Origin of the sequence: Serratia sp. Ser99 (assembly GCF_024519545.1) — a bacterium.
Classification (GTDB): Bacteria; Pseudomonadota; Gammaproteobacteria; order Enterobacterales; family Enterobacteriaceae; genus Serratia; species Serratia liquefaciens.
Genome location: NZ_JALJRT010000021.1, coordinates 1 through 15890, shown reverse-complemented (window position 1 = coordinate 15890; position 15890 = coordinate 1). Strand labels below are relative to the sequence as shown.

Genomic DNA, 15890 nt, shown 5'->3' with positions numbered 1-15890 from the left:
CTAATTAATCATATCAACGATAAAATGTGAATGTCTTTTGAGTGTTTTTTTGAGTGATATTGAGTGTAATTTGAGTTTAGTCATGAAAATCAAACGGATATCGCCGCAGCCATCCTGACTTCATCTATAATCGAGCCAGCAGGCAACCTCGGGACAGCAAATGCTCGTGGTCAACATCAGAAAAATCGAGGTGATCATGAAAAAAACGCCAAATTACGCAGAGGCAATCAGTATGTTGCTGGCCCAGAAAGGGGTAGGTGACAGAAAGCACGCATCAACCATGGCAAGCATTCTGAACCTTCAATATAACAGCGCCAAGCAGAAGCTGGACGGTAAAAGAGGCATCACTCTCGACGAGATAAAAAGAGTATTTCAATACTTCAATGAATCTTTTGAAGGACGCAGAGCCCACAACTGCGTGTTTATCATGAACAGCATACATAAACGGTGCAATATCGAGGTTGATGACAAGCCGGTAGACAGCATTGAGGACGCGGAAACCTATGCGTTCAGAAAAGACGATCTTTTTATTATTAACACCGGCAGAGATAAAAGCGCAGGCGCAGAGCTGTATAAGGTCAGGAAAATAGACTTTCTTCCTGCACCCAGAATTGCCATCCTCGACAATGACCAAGACATCCTGGAGTTGCTAAAAAAAATCACCACCCGCTACGGTATCGAAACAGAGACTTTTCCAACCGCAAAAGCAATCATCGATAGCCTGGAGCAACATACCTACGAGGCCTTTATCCTTGATTGGCTGTTAGACTTTGGCGAGACATCAGAAAAGGTCGTAGAAAAGATAAAAGATCGAGTGGATACCCATGCACAAATCATCATCCTGACAGGCCAGTTACACCACTATGAGAAAAACATCGGCGATATGATATTAAACTACGACGTGCATTTGATTGAGAAACCAGCCAAGCCGCTGATTATTTCTTCACTGTTGCTTTCCCATTTGTTTTTCAACTGATTTTATTGGCAAGCAAATGAGGAATGACGAGCCTTTACCCTCAACAGATTTTACTCTGAGGGTGCCCTTCATCCTGGTCACATAGTTCTTTATAATGGTCAGGCCCAAGCCCAGCCCCTGGCGCGTCTCTCTTTCCACCCCCTGATTAAATGCTTTATATAATCTGTTAATATTTTTCACGTTAAATCCGATACCGTTATCTTTCACCAGAAGATAAAGACGACCGTGACAAACCTTCACATTCAGAATTACTAATCCGCAATGGGTATATTTATCGGCATTACCCAACAGATTGACGATTATTCGATATAACTTGTATTTATCGGAATGAACTTCCCCTGAATAAGACGAATGCCGGACAATAAATTTATTGCGACCGTCCCCACCCACCGCAGCAACAGCATCGTCAACCACCTCATTGAGTGAAAACAGAGAATCATTGACCTTTACTTCCCCCATTTCAAGCCGTGAGTAATCCATGACCTCACGCGTTTGCTCTGCAATTTTATTGCCGTGATGCGAGATGAGCCTGGCCTCTTTTTTTAACTCATCCTGCACCAACTCATGCTCCATGATGTCTGCCGCAATGACGATGGCCTGCGTTGAGCCGGCTATCTCATGGTAAATGGAAGAAATAAAGATATTCTTATTCTTAACTATCTCCTTCAGTGAAAACGCATGCTTCAAAATCAGGAACATCATCAAGAAAATCAGCACCAGTGAAATAATAGCAAACAGCTCGGCTTTACCTGAATTATCTTTGATGATGTCTTTAACCTCGGTGAAATTCCTTATCTGTATTTTGTAGATTATCTCTTGAATATCGACCAGGGTAATTTCCATCTCGTCCATAAAGGAGAGTATATCGGCTCTGGTTTTGGTGCCATTTAACAACTCAACGCTAAGTTGATCCAGCTCAGCATACTGCTGCTTCAAAACCGCAATGGTTTTTATAAATTCTTCATCATAATAAAAAGCATCGCTGAACGTCGAGCGCCCCTCAAGAATGGCAATTTTTGAGGCAAATATTTTCTTTTTGAGCATAAAAGCGTCGTAGTTATCCTCATCGCCCAGCAGCAATGCGGTTTTTGTCCTTTCAAATGACAAAAAGAGGATTTCAGCAACGGAGTAATTATCGAGATTGGGCTCAATCTGCTTGTATCGCTCTTTCACATTGCCGAAATTTGTGGCAATCAGTAAAACTAAGAGTACCAACACTGCAACCAGAGCGACAAGCGTCCCGATAAATTTTTTGCTCATTTCACTTAACCTCTAGCATCTTTATCTGCCAAACGGTTTTTGCGTTCACATCAATATTGTTCAACTCTGGGTGGCTATCACGAGGATAGATAATCGCAAAAGGCCCTAACTGTGCGACGTCCATAAGCTCGCCATTTTTCTTATAGGCGATAATAACCTTGTATTTAGCCAACTCAGCAACGGGCATTGAGTATGAATAATCATCCCAGGCAAAAGCGCGAACCTTACTTCCCGTCAGGCCATATTCCTTTGCCAGCACGCTAAACTCAACGCCGGTAAAAACGGCCTCAGGAGTGAAATTGGTAGAGGTTTTAATCGAAGAAGATGGCATCGCCTCTAATGCCTTTAGCGTAATCTTAACCTTCTCGCCATCGCTCTTTTTAAGATAAAAATAATCAACGCCAGCATAGAGTGGAGCGCTAAACAGAGACATCAGAAATAATGCTATCAATCCTTTGATTTTCATTACTTATCACCTTTACGTTTAACCAACTCCGCCTGACCAAACTCATCCTTGCCAATGGCAACCCACCCGCGCCGCTGATAAAACGCTTCAGCCTTCGATCCCGGATCGGTAGTGAGATGGATCTCTTGAGCACCATTTTCGAATAACCATGCCGTTACTGCATTCAGTAAGGCAGAACCAATCCCCTTCGACTGGTATTCCGGTTTAACAAACAGCCCACCGATCAAGGGTTCAGGAATAAAGAGCCCGAAACCTACGCCGGCGTAATCATCACCGCACTTACAAATCCAACCACCACCCTGATTGATATCATCCAGTGCCTGGGTCCTATGAAGATATTGGATCTGGTGAGGGTGAAGCGGGTTCTCTTCGACGGAGAATCTAATTTCATACAGGTAAGGCAGGTGTTTTGCCGTAAGTTTCTCGAAGGTGATCAGGCTGTCCATATCTGTACAATCCTTGGTTGTAATAGCACGCAGGTGATTTTAGCCATTATTTTGGGTTTATTCATAGTAGCAAAAATTCCCCCTGCCGGAGCGGGCAAAAAAAAACCGCCCCCGGAGGAGCGGTTTATCTGGTAAGGAACCGGCAAGCCGGATCCCGAGTGCATTCAACGATTAATCGTTGTTGCCGCCCAAGCCTGCATTCAGCAGTTCAGCCAGGTTAGCCGTTGCTTCTTCCGCGCTCACCTGCGGAACAACTGGCACTTCACCCTGTGCTTTACGGCGCATACGGTCCTGATGATAAGCGTAACCGGTACCGGCTGGGATCAGACGGCCCACGATGACGTTCTCTTTCAGGCCACGCAGTTCATCACGCTTACCGGCAACAGCCGCTTCGGTCAGAACACGCGTCGTTTCCTGGAACGATGCTGCGGAGATGAAGGACTCGGTCGCCAAGGAAGCCTTGGTGATACCCAGCAGATCGCGTGAGAAGGTTGCCTCGATTTTGCCTTCAGCAGCAAGCTGACGGTTGGCAATCTTAACGCGTGACACTTCAGCCTGCTCGCCTTCCAGGAACTCGGTGCCACCTGCGCTGACGATGGTGCCTTTACGCAGCATCTGACGAACGATAACTTCAATGTGTTTATCGTTAATCTTAACGCCTTGCAGACGGTAAACTTCCTGCACTTCGTTGGTGATGTAGCGGGTAACCGCATGCACACCACGCAGACGCAGAATGTCGTGCGGAGATTCTGGGCCGTCAGAAACAACGTCACCACGTTCCACAACTTCGCCTTCAAACACGTTGAGCTGACGCCATTTTGGAATCATCTCTTCGTAAGCGTCGCTGCCGTCCAGTGGAGAGATGACCAGGCGACGTTTGCCTTTGGTCTCTTTACCGAACGAGATAATCCCGCTGATTTCAGCCAGGATTGCAGGCTCTTTCGGACGACGTGCTTCGAACAGATCCGCAACGCGAGGCAGACCACCGGTAATATCCTTGGTACCGCCGGATTCCTGAGGAATACGCGCCAGGGTATCACCCGCACCGATCTGAATGCCGTCTTCCAGCTGCACAATCGCTTTACCTGGCAGGAAGTATTGAGCAGGCATATCAGTACCTGGGATCAACACGTCGTCGCCTTTGGCATCAACGATTTTCAGTGCCGGACGCAGGTCTTTACCGCTACCGGTACGCTCTGCGCTGTCCAGTACAACCAGAGAAGACAAACCGGTCAGTTCGTCGGTCTGGCGTGTAATGGTCTGGCCGTCAACCATATCAGCGAAGCGGATGAAACCACTCACTTCGGTGATAACTGGCATGGTGTGCGGATCCCAGTTAGCAACGGTTTCGCCGCCGTTAACTTCTGCACCGTCACCTTTGCCCATCACGGCACCATAAGGCACTTTGTAGCTTTCTTTGGTACGGCCGAATTCGTCGATCAGCTTCAGTTCGGTGTTACGAGAGGTAATCACCAGCTTGCCTGCGGCGTTCATTACGAACTTCACATTGCTCAGCTTCAGGCTACCCTTGTTTTTCACCTGGATGCTGGATTCAGCAGCCGCACGAGATGCCGCACCACCGATGTGGAACGTACGCATCGTCAGCTGTGTACCCGGCTCACCGATTGACTGTGCCGCGATAACGCCGATAGCTTCGCCTTTGTTGATGATGTGACCACGTGCCAGGTCGCGACCATAGCAGTTTGCACACACACCAAAGTCGGTTTCACAGCTCACTACGGAACGGACTTTAACGCTGTCGACAGAGTTCTCTTCCAACAGGTCACAGGTCTTCTCGTTCAGCAGGGTGTTGCGTGGCACCAGGATGTCAGCCGTACCCGGCTTGATAACATCTTCTGCTGTCACACGACCCAGAACGCGTTCACGCAGTGGCTCTTTAACGTCACCACCTTCGATAACCGGAGTCATCATGATGCCGTTGTGAGTACCACAGTCGTCTTCGGTAACTACCAAGTCCTGCGCCACGTCAACCAGACGACGGGTCAGATAACCGGAGTTAGCCGTTTTCAGTGCGGTATCCGCCAGACCTTTACGAGCACCGTGCGTGGAGATGAAGTACTGGAGTACGTTCAGACCTTCACGGAAGTTCGCGGTGATTGGCGTTTCGATGATGGAGCCGTCCGGCTTCGCCATCAGACCACGCATACCGGCCAGCTGACGAATCTGAGCGGCGGAACCACGCGCACCGGAGTCGGCCATCATAAAGATGCTGTTGAAGGAAACTTGTTGTTCCACAACGCCGTCACGGTTAACCACGTCTTCAACCGACAGGTTTTCCATCATCGCTTTAGCAACACGTTCGTTTGCCGCAGCCCAGATATCGATCACTTTGTTGTAGCGTTCGCCGGCGGTAACCAGACCAGATTGGAACTGCTCCTGGATCTCGGCAACTTCGGTTTCCGCTTCTTCGATGATCTCCGCTTTCTTGGCCGGGATAACCATGTCGTCGATACCTACGGAAGCGCCTGAACGGGCTGCGTAAGCAAAACCGGTGTACATGATCTGGTCAGCAAAGATAACGGTCGGCTTCAGGCCCAGGATGCGGTAACAGGTGTTCAGCATCTTGGAGATAGCTTTTTTGCCCAAAGGCTGGTTAACGATCGAGTACGGCAGACCGCGCGGCACGATCATCCACAGGATGGCGCGACCAACGGTAGTGTCGATGATCGAAGTCTGGTGTACAGACTCGCCTTCGGTGTTTTTGATCTCTTCGGTGATACGCACTTTGACACGCGCATGCAGAGAAGCCAGACCGGCGCGGTAAATACGCTCCGCTTCTTTCGGGCCGCTCAGCACCATGCCTTCGCCTTTGGCGTTAACACAGTCACGGGTCATGTAGTACAGACCCAATACAACGTCCTGAGAAGGAACGATGATTGGCTCGCCGTTCGCAGGTGACAGGATGTTGTTGGTAGACATCATCAACGCACGCGCTTCCAGCTGAGCTTCCAGCGTCAACGGTACGTGAACAGCCATCTGGTCACCATCGAAGTCGGCGTTGTATGCCGCACAAACCAGCGGGTGCAGCTGGATTGCCTTGCCTTCGATCAGAACAGGTTCAAACGCCTGGATACCCAAACGGTGCAGGGTTGGTGCACGGTTCAGCAGTACCGGGTGTTCGCGGATAACTTCGTCCAGGATATCCCAAACGACAGCTTCTTCGCGCTCAACCATTTTCTTGGCGGCTTTGATAGTGGTGGCCAGGCCACGCAGCTCCAATTTGCCGTAGATGAACGGTTTGAACAGCTCCAGTGCCATTTTCTTAGGCAGACCGCACTGATGCAGACGCAGGTATGGACCTACGGTGATTACAGAACGACCAGAGTAGTCAACACGTTTACCCAACAGGTTCTGACGGAAACGACCCTGTTTACCTTTGATCATATCGGCCAAAGATTTCAGAGGACGTTTGTTGGAACCGGTGATGGCACGACCGCGACGGCCGTTATCCAGCAGGGCATCTACCGCTTCTTGCAGCATACGCTTTTCGTTGCGCACGATGATGTCAGGCGCAGCCAGATCCAGCAGACGTTTCAGACGGTTGTTACGGTTGATCACGCGGCGATACAGATCGTTCAGATCTGAAGTCGCGAAACGCCCCCCATCCAACGGAACCAGCGGACGCAGATCCGGCGGCAGTACCGGCAGCACGGTCAGGATCATCCACTCTGGCTTGTTGCCAGACTGCACGAACGCTTCCAGCAGCTTGATACGCTTGGTCAGCTTCTTACGCTTGGTTTCGGAGTTGGTTTCGTTCAGCTCTTCGCGCAGCTGCTCGCACTCGGCTTCCAGATCCATGTTTTTCAACAGGGCCTGAATAGCTTCCGCACCCATCTTGGCGTCGAATTCGTCACCGAACTCTTCCAGCGCATCCAGATACTGCTCTTCAGTCAGGATCTGACGACGCTCGAGGTTAGTCATACCGCCTTCAACAACCACATAGGATTCGAAGTACAGTACACGTTCGATGTCACGCAGCGGCATATCCAGCAGCAAACCGATGCGCGAAGGCAGCGATTTCAGGAACCAGATGTGCGCAGTCGGTGAAGCCAGCTCGATGTGGCCCATACGCTCACGACGTACTTTGGTCTGGGTCACTTCAACGCCGCACTTCTCACAGATCACGCCGCGGTGTTTTAAGCGCTTGTACTTACCGCACAGGCACTCGTAGTCTTTTACCGGCCCGAAGATACGGGCGCAGAAAAGGCCGTCACGTTCTGGTTTGAACGTACGGTAGTTAATGGTTTCCGGCTTTTTAACTTCACCGAACGACCACGAACGGATCATGTCTGGCGATGCCAGAGCAATCTTGATCGCATCAAACTCTTCGGTCTTAGTTTGCGCTTTCAGAAACTTCAATAAGTCTTTCACGGATTGGCTCCTGTCGGAGTTAAACCTGTTGGGTGCACGCTGACAAATCGCGCACCCGTGTGACCTGAACAACCACCCTCAGGCTCCCTAAGGCCGGGAGCCTGAGCTGGAAAAACGATTACTCGTCTTCCAGTTCGATGTTGATACCGAGCGAGCGGATTTCTTTCAACAGTACGTTGAAGGACTCCGGCATGCCTGGTTCCATGCGGTGATCGCCATCCACGATGTTTTTGTACATCTTGGTACGGCCGTTAACGTCATCCGACTTAACGGTGAGCATTTCCTGCAGGGTATAAGCCGCGCCGTATGCTTCCAGTGCCCACACTTCCATCTCACCGAAGCGTTGACCACCGAACTGCGCCTTACCACCCAGCGGTTGCTGAGTAACCAAGCTGTAAGAACCGGTTGAACGGGCGTGCATCTTATCGTCAACCAAGTGGTTCAGTTTCAGCATGTACATATAGCCAACGGTAACCTGGCGCTCAAATTGCTCACCGGTACGGCCATCGAACAGCGTAATCTGACCCGAGGTTGGGATCCCGCCCATTTCCAGCAGTTGCTTGATTTCAGTCTCTTTCGCACCATCAAACACCGGCGTTGCGATTGGCATACCTTTTTTCAGGTTCTCTGCCAGACGCAGGACTTCGTCGTCGGTGAAGGTGTTCAGGTCAACTTTCTGGCAGACGTCGTCGCCCAGATCGTAGGCCTTCTGAATGAACTCACGCAGCTTGGCCACTTCCTGATGCTGCTTGAGCATTTGGTTGATCTTCTCACCAATGCCTTTCGCAGCCATACCCAGGTGGGTTTCCAGGATCTGACCGATGTTCATACGTGATGGTACGCCCAGCGGGTTCAGTACGATGTCAACCGGCGTGCCGTTTTCATCGTAAGGCATATCTTCGATCGGGTTGATCTTGGAGATAACACCTTTGTTACCGTGGCGGCCTGCCATTTTGTCACCCGGTTGGATCTGACGTTTTACGGCCAGATAAACCTTAACGATTTTCAGCACACCTGGTGCCAGATCATCGCCCTGGGTGATCTTACGACGCTTGGCGTCCAGCTTCTTCTCGAAGTCGGATTTCAGCTCGTCGTACTGCTCTGCCAGCTGTTCCAGCTGGTTTTGCTTCTCTTCGTCGGTCAGGCCCAGTTCCAGCCAGCGATCGCGTGGCAGTTTGCTCAGCTTCTCAGCTTCGACACCGCCGGCAACCAGCACCGCATGGATACGCGTGAACAAGCCAGCTTCCAGGATCTGCAGTTCTTCAGTCAGGTCTTTCTTCGCCTGCTTCAGCTGCATCTCTTCGATTTCCAACGCACGCTTGTCTTTTTCCACGCCATCGCGGGTGAAGACCTGCACGTCGATAATCGTACCGGAAACGCCGTTTGGTACACGCAGAGAGGAATCTTTAACGTCAGATGCCTTCTCACCGAAGATCGCACGCAGCAGTTTCTCTTCTGGCGTCAGTTGTGTTTCACCTTTTGGCGTTACCTTACCGACCAGAATGTCACCACCGGTTACTTCAGCACCGATATACACGATACCGGATTCATCCAGTTTGGAGAGCGCAGCTTCACCCACGTTAGGGATGTCGGCAGTGATCTCTTCAGGCCCCAACTTGGTGTCACGAGACACACACGCCAGTTCCTGGATATGGATGGTAGTGAAGCGATCTTCCTGAACTACACGCTCGGACACCAAGATGGAGTCTTCGAAGTTGTAGCCGTTCCACGGCATGAACGCCACACGCATGTTCTGGCCCAGCGCCAGTTCACCCAGGTCAGTGGACGGGCCATCTGCCAGCACGTCGCCGCGCTCGATTGGCTCACCCAGATTCACACACGGCATCTGGTTGATGCAGGTGTTCTGGTTAGAACGGGTGTACTTGGTCAGGTTGTAAATATCGATACCTGCTTCGCCCGCGTGCATCTCGTCTTCGTTAACTTTGATAACGATACGGGAAGCATCCACATACTGGATCACACCGCCACGGCGAGCTACGGCAGTAACACCGGAGTCAACCGCTACAGCACGTTCCATACCGGTACCTACCAGCGGCTTGTCAGCACGCAAGGTTGGAACCGCCTGACGTTGCATGTTCGCACCCATCAATGCACGGTTGGCGTCATCGTGTTCCAGGAATGGAATCAGTGAGGCACCAACGGAAACAACCTGCTGGGTTGATACGTCCATATAGTCAACCTGATCGCGGCTGAACAGGCTTGATTCGCCTTTGCTACGACAGGTGACCAGGTCTTCTATGAAGCGGCCGTCTTCGTCCAGGTTGGAGTTCGCCTGAGCGATAACGAAGTTGCCTTCTTCAATAGCAGACAGATAGTTGATTTCATCGGTAACCAAACCGTCACGCACGCGGCGGTACGGAGTTTCCAGGAAGCCATACTCGTTTGTCTGTGCGTACACGGACAAGGAGTTGATCAGACCGATGTTTGGACCTTCCGGCGTTTCGATTGGACACACGCGACCGTAGTGAGTCGGGTGTACGTCTCGAACTTCAAAGCCGGCACGTTCACGGGTCAGACCGCCTGGGCCCAATGCAGAGATACGACGCTTGTGCGTGATCTCGGACAACGGGTTGTTCTGGTCCATAAACTGAGACAGTTGGCTGGAGCCGAAGAACTCTTTCACCGCCGCCGAAATTGGCTTGGCGTTGATCATGTCCTGTGGCATCAGGGTATCCAGATCGCCCAGGGACAGACGTTCTTTCACCGCACGCTCAACACGTACCAGACCTACACGGAACTGGTTCTCAGCCATTTCGCCGACGGAACGGATACGACGGTTGCCCAAGTGGTCGATATCGTCCACTTCGCCTTTACCGTTACGGATATCGATGAGCTTCTTCATCACTTCAATGATGTCGTCTTTGCTCAGGATGCCCGAACCTTCGATCTCGTCACGCAGCAGAGAACGGTTGAACTTCATACGACCAACCGCAGACAGATCGTAGCGGTCTTCAGAGAAGAACAGGTTCTCGAACAGGCTTTCGGCAGCTTCGCGCGTTGGCGGCTCACCAGGGCGCATCATGCGGTAGATTTCTACCAGCGCGCTCAAACGATCGCTTGTTGGATCGACACGTACGGTCTCAGAGATGTACGCACCGTGGTCCAGATCGTTGGTGAACAGCGTTTCAATACGCTTGTGGCCTGACTGGCTCAGTTTGGCCAGCAGATCCAGCGACAGCTCCATGTTGGCTGCGCAGATCAGCTCACCGGTATTGGTATCGATATAGTCCTTCGCGACCACTTTGCCCGCGATGTACTCGACCGGTACTTCAATACTATGAATTTCGTCTTTTTCGAGCTGACGGATATGACGAGCGGTGATACGACGGCCTTTCTCAATGTAGATCTTGCCGTTGGCTTCGATATCAAACGAAGCAGTCTCACCACGCAGACGCTCTGGAACCAGCTCCATCTGCAGCTTGTTATCACGGATCTCGAAAACTACTTTCGCAAAGAACAGGTCAAGGATCTGCTCAGTGGTGTAGTTCAATGCACGCAGAATGATGGTCGCAGGCAATTTACGGCGACGGTCAATACGTACAAACAGGTTGTCTTTCGGGTCAAACTCGAAATCCAACCATGAACCGCGGTAAGGGATGATACGTGCGTTATACAGCACTTTACCCGAAGAGTGGGTTTTACCCTTATCGCTGTCGAAGAATACGCCAGGACTACGGTGAAGCTGAGATACGATAACCCTCTCAGTACCATTGATCACAAAGGTGCCGTTTTCGGTCATGAGCGGAATCTCGCCCATATAGACTTCTTGTTCCTTGATGTCTTTGACCGTACCTTCCGGAGCTTCACGCTCGTAGATTACCAGGCGCAGTTTTACGCGCAGCGGTGCAGAGAACGTCACACCACGGATCTGGCACTCTTTGACGTCGAAGACCGGCTCACCAAGACGGTAGCTAACGTATTGCAGCTCCGAATTGCCACTGTAGCTCTGGATAGGGAAAACAGAACGGAATGCGGCTTCTAAGCCGTACTGCCCTTCTGGATCTTGCTCGATAAACTTCTGGAACGAATCAAGCTGGATAGAAAGGAGATATGGTATGTCCAAAACTTGTGGACGCTTACCAAAATCCTTACGAATACGTTTTTTCTCGGTATAGGAGTAAACCATAGGGTTCCTCAGCTCGCTGGAAAGTCGAACCTATCTGTCCGTCCGGATATAGGACGGTTCACGCAACACCATTTTGTCGACCGGAAAGCGGGAACACTTTCCGCAATACTCGTTTCTATCACGCTTAAATCATTTCGTTGCGCTGTACGGCAGATTTTGCTGCGGCAGGGAGGGCAATATATTAAGTCGTCGATAGAAAGAAATATTGGGGTTAGTCAGTAGCCAAACAGTGTGAAACTCTACTGACGCCCTACAGCGCAAAAAGGCTGGTGACCAAAAAGTCACCAGCCATCAGTCTGTTAGTTAAAACAGACTGCACTCAGAAAGCAGTGGCTTATTTAACTTCAACTTCAGCGCCAGCTTCTTCCAGAGCTTTTTTCAGTGCTTCAGCGTCGTCTTTGCTGATGCCTTCTTTCAGTGCTGCTGGTGCAGACTCAACCAGGTCTTTAGCTTCTTTCAGACCCAGGCCAGTTGCGCCACGTACTGCTTTGATTACTGCAACTTTGTTCGCGCCGATACCTTTCAGTACAACGTCGAATTCAGTTTTTTCTTCAACAGCTTCAGCAGCAGCAGCAGGACCTGCAGCTACAGCAGCAGCAGAAACACCGAACTTCTCTTCCATAGCGGCGATCAGTTCAACGATTTCCATTACAGACAGAGCTGCAACGCCTTCGATAATTTGGTCTTTAGTGATAGACATAACAAATGTTCCTAAAATTCAGAAATAGTTTAAATACGTAAGCAAAGGCTAAGAAAGAGGGCTTATGCCGCTTCTTTCTGATCGCGCAGTGCAGCCAGAGTGCGAACCAATTTGCCGGCAGCGGCTTCTTTCATGGTTGCCATCAGGCGTGCGATTGCTTCATCGTAAGTAGGCAGAGTTGCCAAGCGGTCAATTTGTGCCGCAGGGATCAGCTCACCTTCAAAGGCCGCAGCTTTAACCTCGAATTTTGCATTCGCTTTCGCGAACTCTTTGAACAGACGAGCAGCAGCGCCCGGGTGTTCGTTAGAGAATGCAATCAAGGTAGGACCGACAAACGTGTCTTTCAGGCATTCGAATGGAGTGCCTTCAACTACGCGACGCATCAAGGTGTTGCGAACAACACGCATGTAAACGCCAGCTTCACGACCTGCTTTACGCAGTTCAGTCATTTTATCAACGGTAACGCCACGGGAATCCGCAACAACCGCAGACAGCGCGCCTTTGGCTACTTCGTTGACTTCAGCAACAATCGCTTGTTTGTCTTGAAGATTTAATGCCATTAGCTTTTTGCTCCTGGATTTAGCCGGGGGAAATCCCCAGCACTCACATCACTCAACACCTTGTGATAAATCACGCAGCGAGAGCGTTCAAACACGGTGAGCAGAATCCAGCAAAGACAATTTAAAAATTTTCTTTAGGCTCTGTCACCGTCTACGCAGGAAGGATTAAGTACCTTTCGATACACCTGCGGTCTTGGACGGAGGCCTGGATAGGCCAGGCTCCAACCGAAAAATCTTTGTTCCACTATGGCTATTGCCAATAGCAAAACCTTGGGGCATAAGATTCTAGACGAACCTTAGCCCCAAGTCAAAGCGATAATCGCAGGACGATTAGTTCGCTACAGCAGTCAGGCCGCTTTGATCGATAGCAACGCCAGCACCCATGGTGGTGGAGAGGCTAACTTTCTTGATGTACACGCCTTTCGCCTGAGATGGTTTTGCTTTTTTCAGCGCAACCAGCAGGGCTTCCAGGTTTTCTTTCAGCTTGTCTGACTCGAAATCAACCTTACCGATAGTGGTATGGATGATGCCGTTTTTGTCGTTACGGTAACGAACCTGACCTGCTTTAGCGTTTTTCACTGCTTCAGCAACGTTCGGAGTAACGGTACCCACTTTCGGGTTTGGCATCAGGCCACGTGGACCCAGGATCTGGCCCAGTTGACCAACAACGCGCATTGCATCCGGGGAAGCAATAACAACGTCGAAGTTCATTTCGCCTTTCTTGATCAGGTCTGCCAGATCTTCCATACCTACCAGCTCTGCGCCAGCAGCTTTAGCAGCTTCAGCGTTAGGGCCCTGGGCAAATACGGCAACGCGAACAGAACGACCGGTGCCGTTTGGCAGAACGGTAGCGCCACGAACGTTTTGGTCAGATTTACGAGCGTCGATGCCGAGGTTAACAGCAACGTCAACGCTTTCTACGAATTTAGCGGTGGCCAGCTCTTTCAGCAGAGCAACAGCTTCGGTGATGTCATACTGTTTAGTAGCATCAACTTTGTCACGGATCACGCGCATGCGCTTGGTCAGCTTAGCCATTTCTTAATCCTCCACTACCAGGCCCATGGAACGAGCAGTACCTTCGATGGAGCGAGTCATCGCTTCAACGTCAGAACCAGTCATGTCCGCAGCTTTGGTTTCTGCGATTTCACGTACCTGAGCACGAGTCACTTTACCTACTTTGTCTTTGTTCGGCTTGCCAGAACCAGACTTGATACCAGCCGCTTTTTTCAGCAGAACTGCTGCTGGCGGGGTTTTGGTAACGAAAGTGAAGGAGCGATCAGAATAAACGGTAATAACAACCGGAATCGGCAGACCTTTCTCAACGCTGTCAGTCTTAGCATTGAACGCCTTACAGAATTCCATGATGTTAACGCCTTGCTGACCCAGAGCTGGACCAACTGGCGGACTTGGGTTAGCCATACCGGCTGCAACCTGCAGCTTAACGTAGGCTTGTACTTTCTTGGCCATTTACAATTCCTCGGTTTGGGTAATATCGCCTCAATAGAGGCTCCCCGTGTTTCACCCCGCTCAACTCAATGAGCAAGGCCTATAAAAACAAAAGGCGCGAAATTATAGTTCAATTTCGCGCCTCTGACAAGCGGCAAAAGCCACTCGCTGCTGATTAATTGATCAGCCCTTTTCAACCTGAGCGAAGTCCAGTTCCACCGGCGTTGCACGGCCAAAGATGGAAACGGAAACTTTCAGGCGGCTCTTCTCGTAATCCACTTCTTCAACAACACCGTTGAAGTCAGCAAACGGACCATCGTTAACACGGACCAGTTCACCCGGTTCGAACAGCGTTTTAGGACGCGGCTTGTCACCGACCTGTTGCAGGCGGTTCATAATCGCATCAACTTCTTTATCGCTGATCGGTGCCGGACGGTCAGAGGTGCCGCCGATGAAACCCATTACGCGCGGAACGCTACGCACCAGGTGCCAGCTGGCATCGTTCATAACCATCTGGACCAGGACATAGCCCGGGAAGAATTTACGTTCACTTTTACGACGTTGGCCACCACGGATCTCAACAACTTCTTCCGTAGGTACCATCACTTCGCCGAACAGCTCTTCCATATCGTGCAGTTTGATGTGCTCACGCAGCGATTGCGCTACGCGACCTTCAAAACCGGAAAACGCCTGAACGACGTACCAACGTTTTTTTGGAGCTTCAGACATTTTAGAACCTCAGGCCAGTAATAAACGATACCAGACGGACCAGAATACCGTCCAGGCCCCACAGAATCAGTGACATCACGGCAGTTACCGCGGCAACGATCAACGTGGTGTGTAGCGTTTCCTGACGAGTTGGCCAGATCACCTTGCGCACTTCAGTGCGCGCTTCGCGTGCAAACGCAACGGTGGCCTTGCCTTTGGTGGTCATCAGCGCTACAGCGCCAGCAACAGCGATAACCACTACAACAGCCAGCGCACGTAATGGCAGGCTGAAATCACGGTAGTAATAGTTACCGACAATCGCTACAACCAACAGAACGGCGACGATCAGCCACTTAGCCGTTTCCAGGCCGCGCCCGCTCCCTTGAGCCTCGGTATTCGCACTCATAAACCAACCTGTCACAATGAATTCAGAACAGACAACTTTGCCTCGCACAGCAAGACAAACCAAACCGATCAAATGCCGCTCGGCAGCATTTCGGTGTTTTACGCTATGACGTATCTCAGTCAATACGGCTTTAAGAGCCCATCTCACCAATGATTATGACTGCAAAATCGCTGATGAGATAGGTTCTAGTTCACAGCGTAGAAAAAGGGCATCAAATGATGCCCTTTTACCGCGTGTCGCGTCAAACGTTATCAGCGATTAAGCGATAACTTTGGCAACAACACCAGCGCCAACGGTACGGCCGCCTTCACGGATTGCGAAACGCAGGCCGTCGTCCATCGCGATTGGGTGGATCAGGGTAACAACCATGTTCACGTTGTCAC

Annotated in this window: 12 protein-coding genes and 1 pseudogene; 1 reads left to right on the top strand and 12 read right to left on the bottom strand. The window is 50.6% G+C overall.

The genetic code is table 11. The features are described from left to right. Nucleotides 1-232: 232 nt before the first annotated feature. Nucleotides 233-976, top strand: coding sequence for a helix-turn-helix domain-containing protein (locus NR114_RS23740; protein WP_256814527.1), 744 nt, complete (start codon nt 233-235; stop codon nt 974-976). On the opposite strand, the gene NR114_RS23735 is transcribed toward NR114_RS23740, so the two are convergent. The 12 genes and pseudogenes from NR114_RS23735 to tuf form a co-directional block, all read right to left on the bottom strand. Next, nucleotides 944-2236: a sensor histidine kinase KdpD gene (locus tag NR114_RS23735; RefSeq protein WP_046374698.1), complete on the bottom strand. Its 1293-nt coding sequence runs from the start codon at nt 2234-2236 to the stop codon at nt 944-946. The two genes, NR114_RS23740 and NR114_RS23735, sit on opposite strands and share 33 nt — an antisense overlap. Nucleotide 2237: 1 nt before the next feature. Then, nucleotides 2238-2702 carry an oxidoreductase gene (locus NR114_RS23730; protein ID WP_234530538.1) on the bottom strand — a complete coding sequence of 155 codons (465 nt, stop codon included), beginning with the start codon at nt 2700-2702 and terminating at the stop codon, nt 2238-2240. Next, the gene (locus NR114_RS23725; RefSeq protein WP_020828742.1) at nt 2702-3148 is read right to left on the bottom strand and encodes an N-acetyltransferase; all 447 of its coding nucleotides are present in this window, start codon (nt 3146-3148) and stop codon (nt 2702-2704) included. The genes NR114_RS23730 and NR114_RS23725 overlap by 1 nt, the downstream gene beginning before the upstream one ends. 171 nt (nt 3149-3319) lie before the next feature. Next, complete coding sequence (gene rpoC, locus NR114_RS23720) at nt 3320-7540, bottom strand: DNA-directed RNA polymerase subunit beta' (RefSeq protein ID WP_020828743.1); 4221 nt, start codon at nt 7538-7540, stop codon at nt 3320-3322. A 118-nt stretch (nt 7541-7658) separates the two neighbouring features. Next, nucleotides 7659-11687 (bottom strand): DNA-directed RNA polymerase subunit beta, encoded by a 4029-nt coding sequence (rpoB, locus tag NR114_RS23715; RefSeq protein ID WP_020828744.1) that lies wholly within the window; start codon nt 11685-11687, stop codon nt 7659-7661. Nucleotides 11688-12021: 334 nt separating this feature from the next. Then, nucleotides 12022-12387, bottom strand: coding sequence for a 50S ribosomal protein L7/L12 (gene rplL / locus NR114_RS23710; protein WP_012004743.1), 366 nt, complete (start codon nt 12385-12387; stop codon nt 12022-12024). 62 nt (nt 12388-12449) lie between these two features. Then, complete coding sequence (gene rplJ / locus NR114_RS23705; RefSeq protein WP_020828745.1) at nt 12450-12947, bottom strand: 50S ribosomal protein L10; 498 nt, start codon at nt 12945-12947, stop codon at nt 12450-12452. 330 nt (nt 12948-13277) lie between these two features. Continuing rightward, on the bottom strand, nt 13278-13982 hold the full coding sequence (gene rplA / locus NR114_RS23700; protein WP_004953932.1) for a 50S ribosomal protein L1: 705 nt from the start codon (nt 13980-13982) through the stop codon (nt 13278-13280). A 3-nt stretch (nt 13983-13985) separates the two neighbouring features. Continuing rightward, the gene (rplK, locus tag NR114_RS23695) at nt 13986-14414 is read right to left on the bottom strand and encodes a 50S ribosomal protein L11 (protein ID WP_015376316.1); all 429 of its coding nucleotides are present in this window, start codon (nt 14412-14414) and stop codon (nt 13986-13988) included. A gap of 162 nt (nt 14415-14576) precedes the next feature. Further along, the gene (gene nusG, locus NR114_RS23690) at nt 14577-15122 is read right to left on the bottom strand and encodes a transcription termination/antitermination protein NusG (RefSeq protein ID WP_004953928.1); all 546 of its coding nucleotides are present in this window, start codon (nt 15120-15122) and stop codon (nt 14577-14579) included. A gap of 1 nt (nt 15123) precedes the next feature. Continuing rightward, complete coding sequence (gene secE, locus NR114_RS23685; RefSeq protein WP_020828746.1) at nt 15124-15507, bottom strand: preprotein translocase subunit SecE; 384 nt, start codon at nt 15505-15507, stop codon at nt 15124-15126. A gap of 258 nt (nt 15508-15765) precedes the next feature. Continuing rightward, a pseudogene (tuf, locus tag NR114_RS23680) lies at nt 15766-15890 on the bottom strand (elongation factor Tu); the annotation flags it as partial.

What these genes read in the sequence shown, in the direction of transcription:
- NR114_RS23735 (WP_046374698.1), bottom strand. Translation starts at nt 2,236, where the DNA reads ATGAGCAAAAAATTTATCGGGACGCTTGTCGCTCTGGTTGCAGTGTTG.
- NR114_RS23730 (WP_234530538.1), bottom strand. Translation starts at nt 2,702, where the DNA reads ATGAAAATCAAAGGATTGATAGCATTATTTCTGATGTCTCTGTTTAGC.
- rplK (WP_015376316.1), bottom strand. Translation starts at nt 14,414, where the DNA reads ATGGCCAAGAAAGTACAAGCCTACGTTAAGCTGCAGGTTGCAGCCGGT.
- rplJ (WP_020828745.1), bottom strand. Translation starts at nt 12,947, where the DNA reads ATGGCATTAAATCTTCAAGACAAACAAGCGATTGTTGCTGAAGTCAAC.
- rpoB (WP_020828744.1), bottom strand. Translation starts at nt 11,687, where the DNA reads ATGGTTTACTCCTATACCGAGAAAAAACGTATTCGTAAGGATTTTGGT.
- rplA (WP_004953932.1), bottom strand. Translation starts at nt 13,982, where the DNA reads ATGGCTAAGCTGACCAAGCGCATGCGCGTGATCCGTGACAAAGTTGAT.
- secE (WP_020828746.1), bottom strand. Translation starts at nt 15,507, where the DNA reads ATGAGTGCGAATACCGAGGCTCAAGGGAGCGGGCGCGGCCTGGAAACG.
- NR114_RS23740 (WP_256814527.1), top strand. Translation starts at nt 233, where the DNA reads ATGTTGCTGGCCCAGAAAGGGGTAGGTGACAGAAAGCACGCATCAACC.
- rplL (WP_012004743.1), bottom strand. Translation starts at nt 12,387, where the DNA reads ATGTCTATCACTAAAGACCAAATTATCGAAGGCGTTGCAGCTCTGTCT.
- nusG (WP_004953928.1), bottom strand. Translation starts at nt 15,122, where the DNA reads ATGTCTGAAGCTCCAAAAAAACGTTGGTACGTCGTTCAGGCGTTTTCC.
- NR114_RS23725 (WP_020828742.1), bottom strand. Translation starts at nt 3,148, where the DNA reads ATGGACAGCCTGATCACCTTCGAGAAACTTACGGCAAAACACCTGCCT.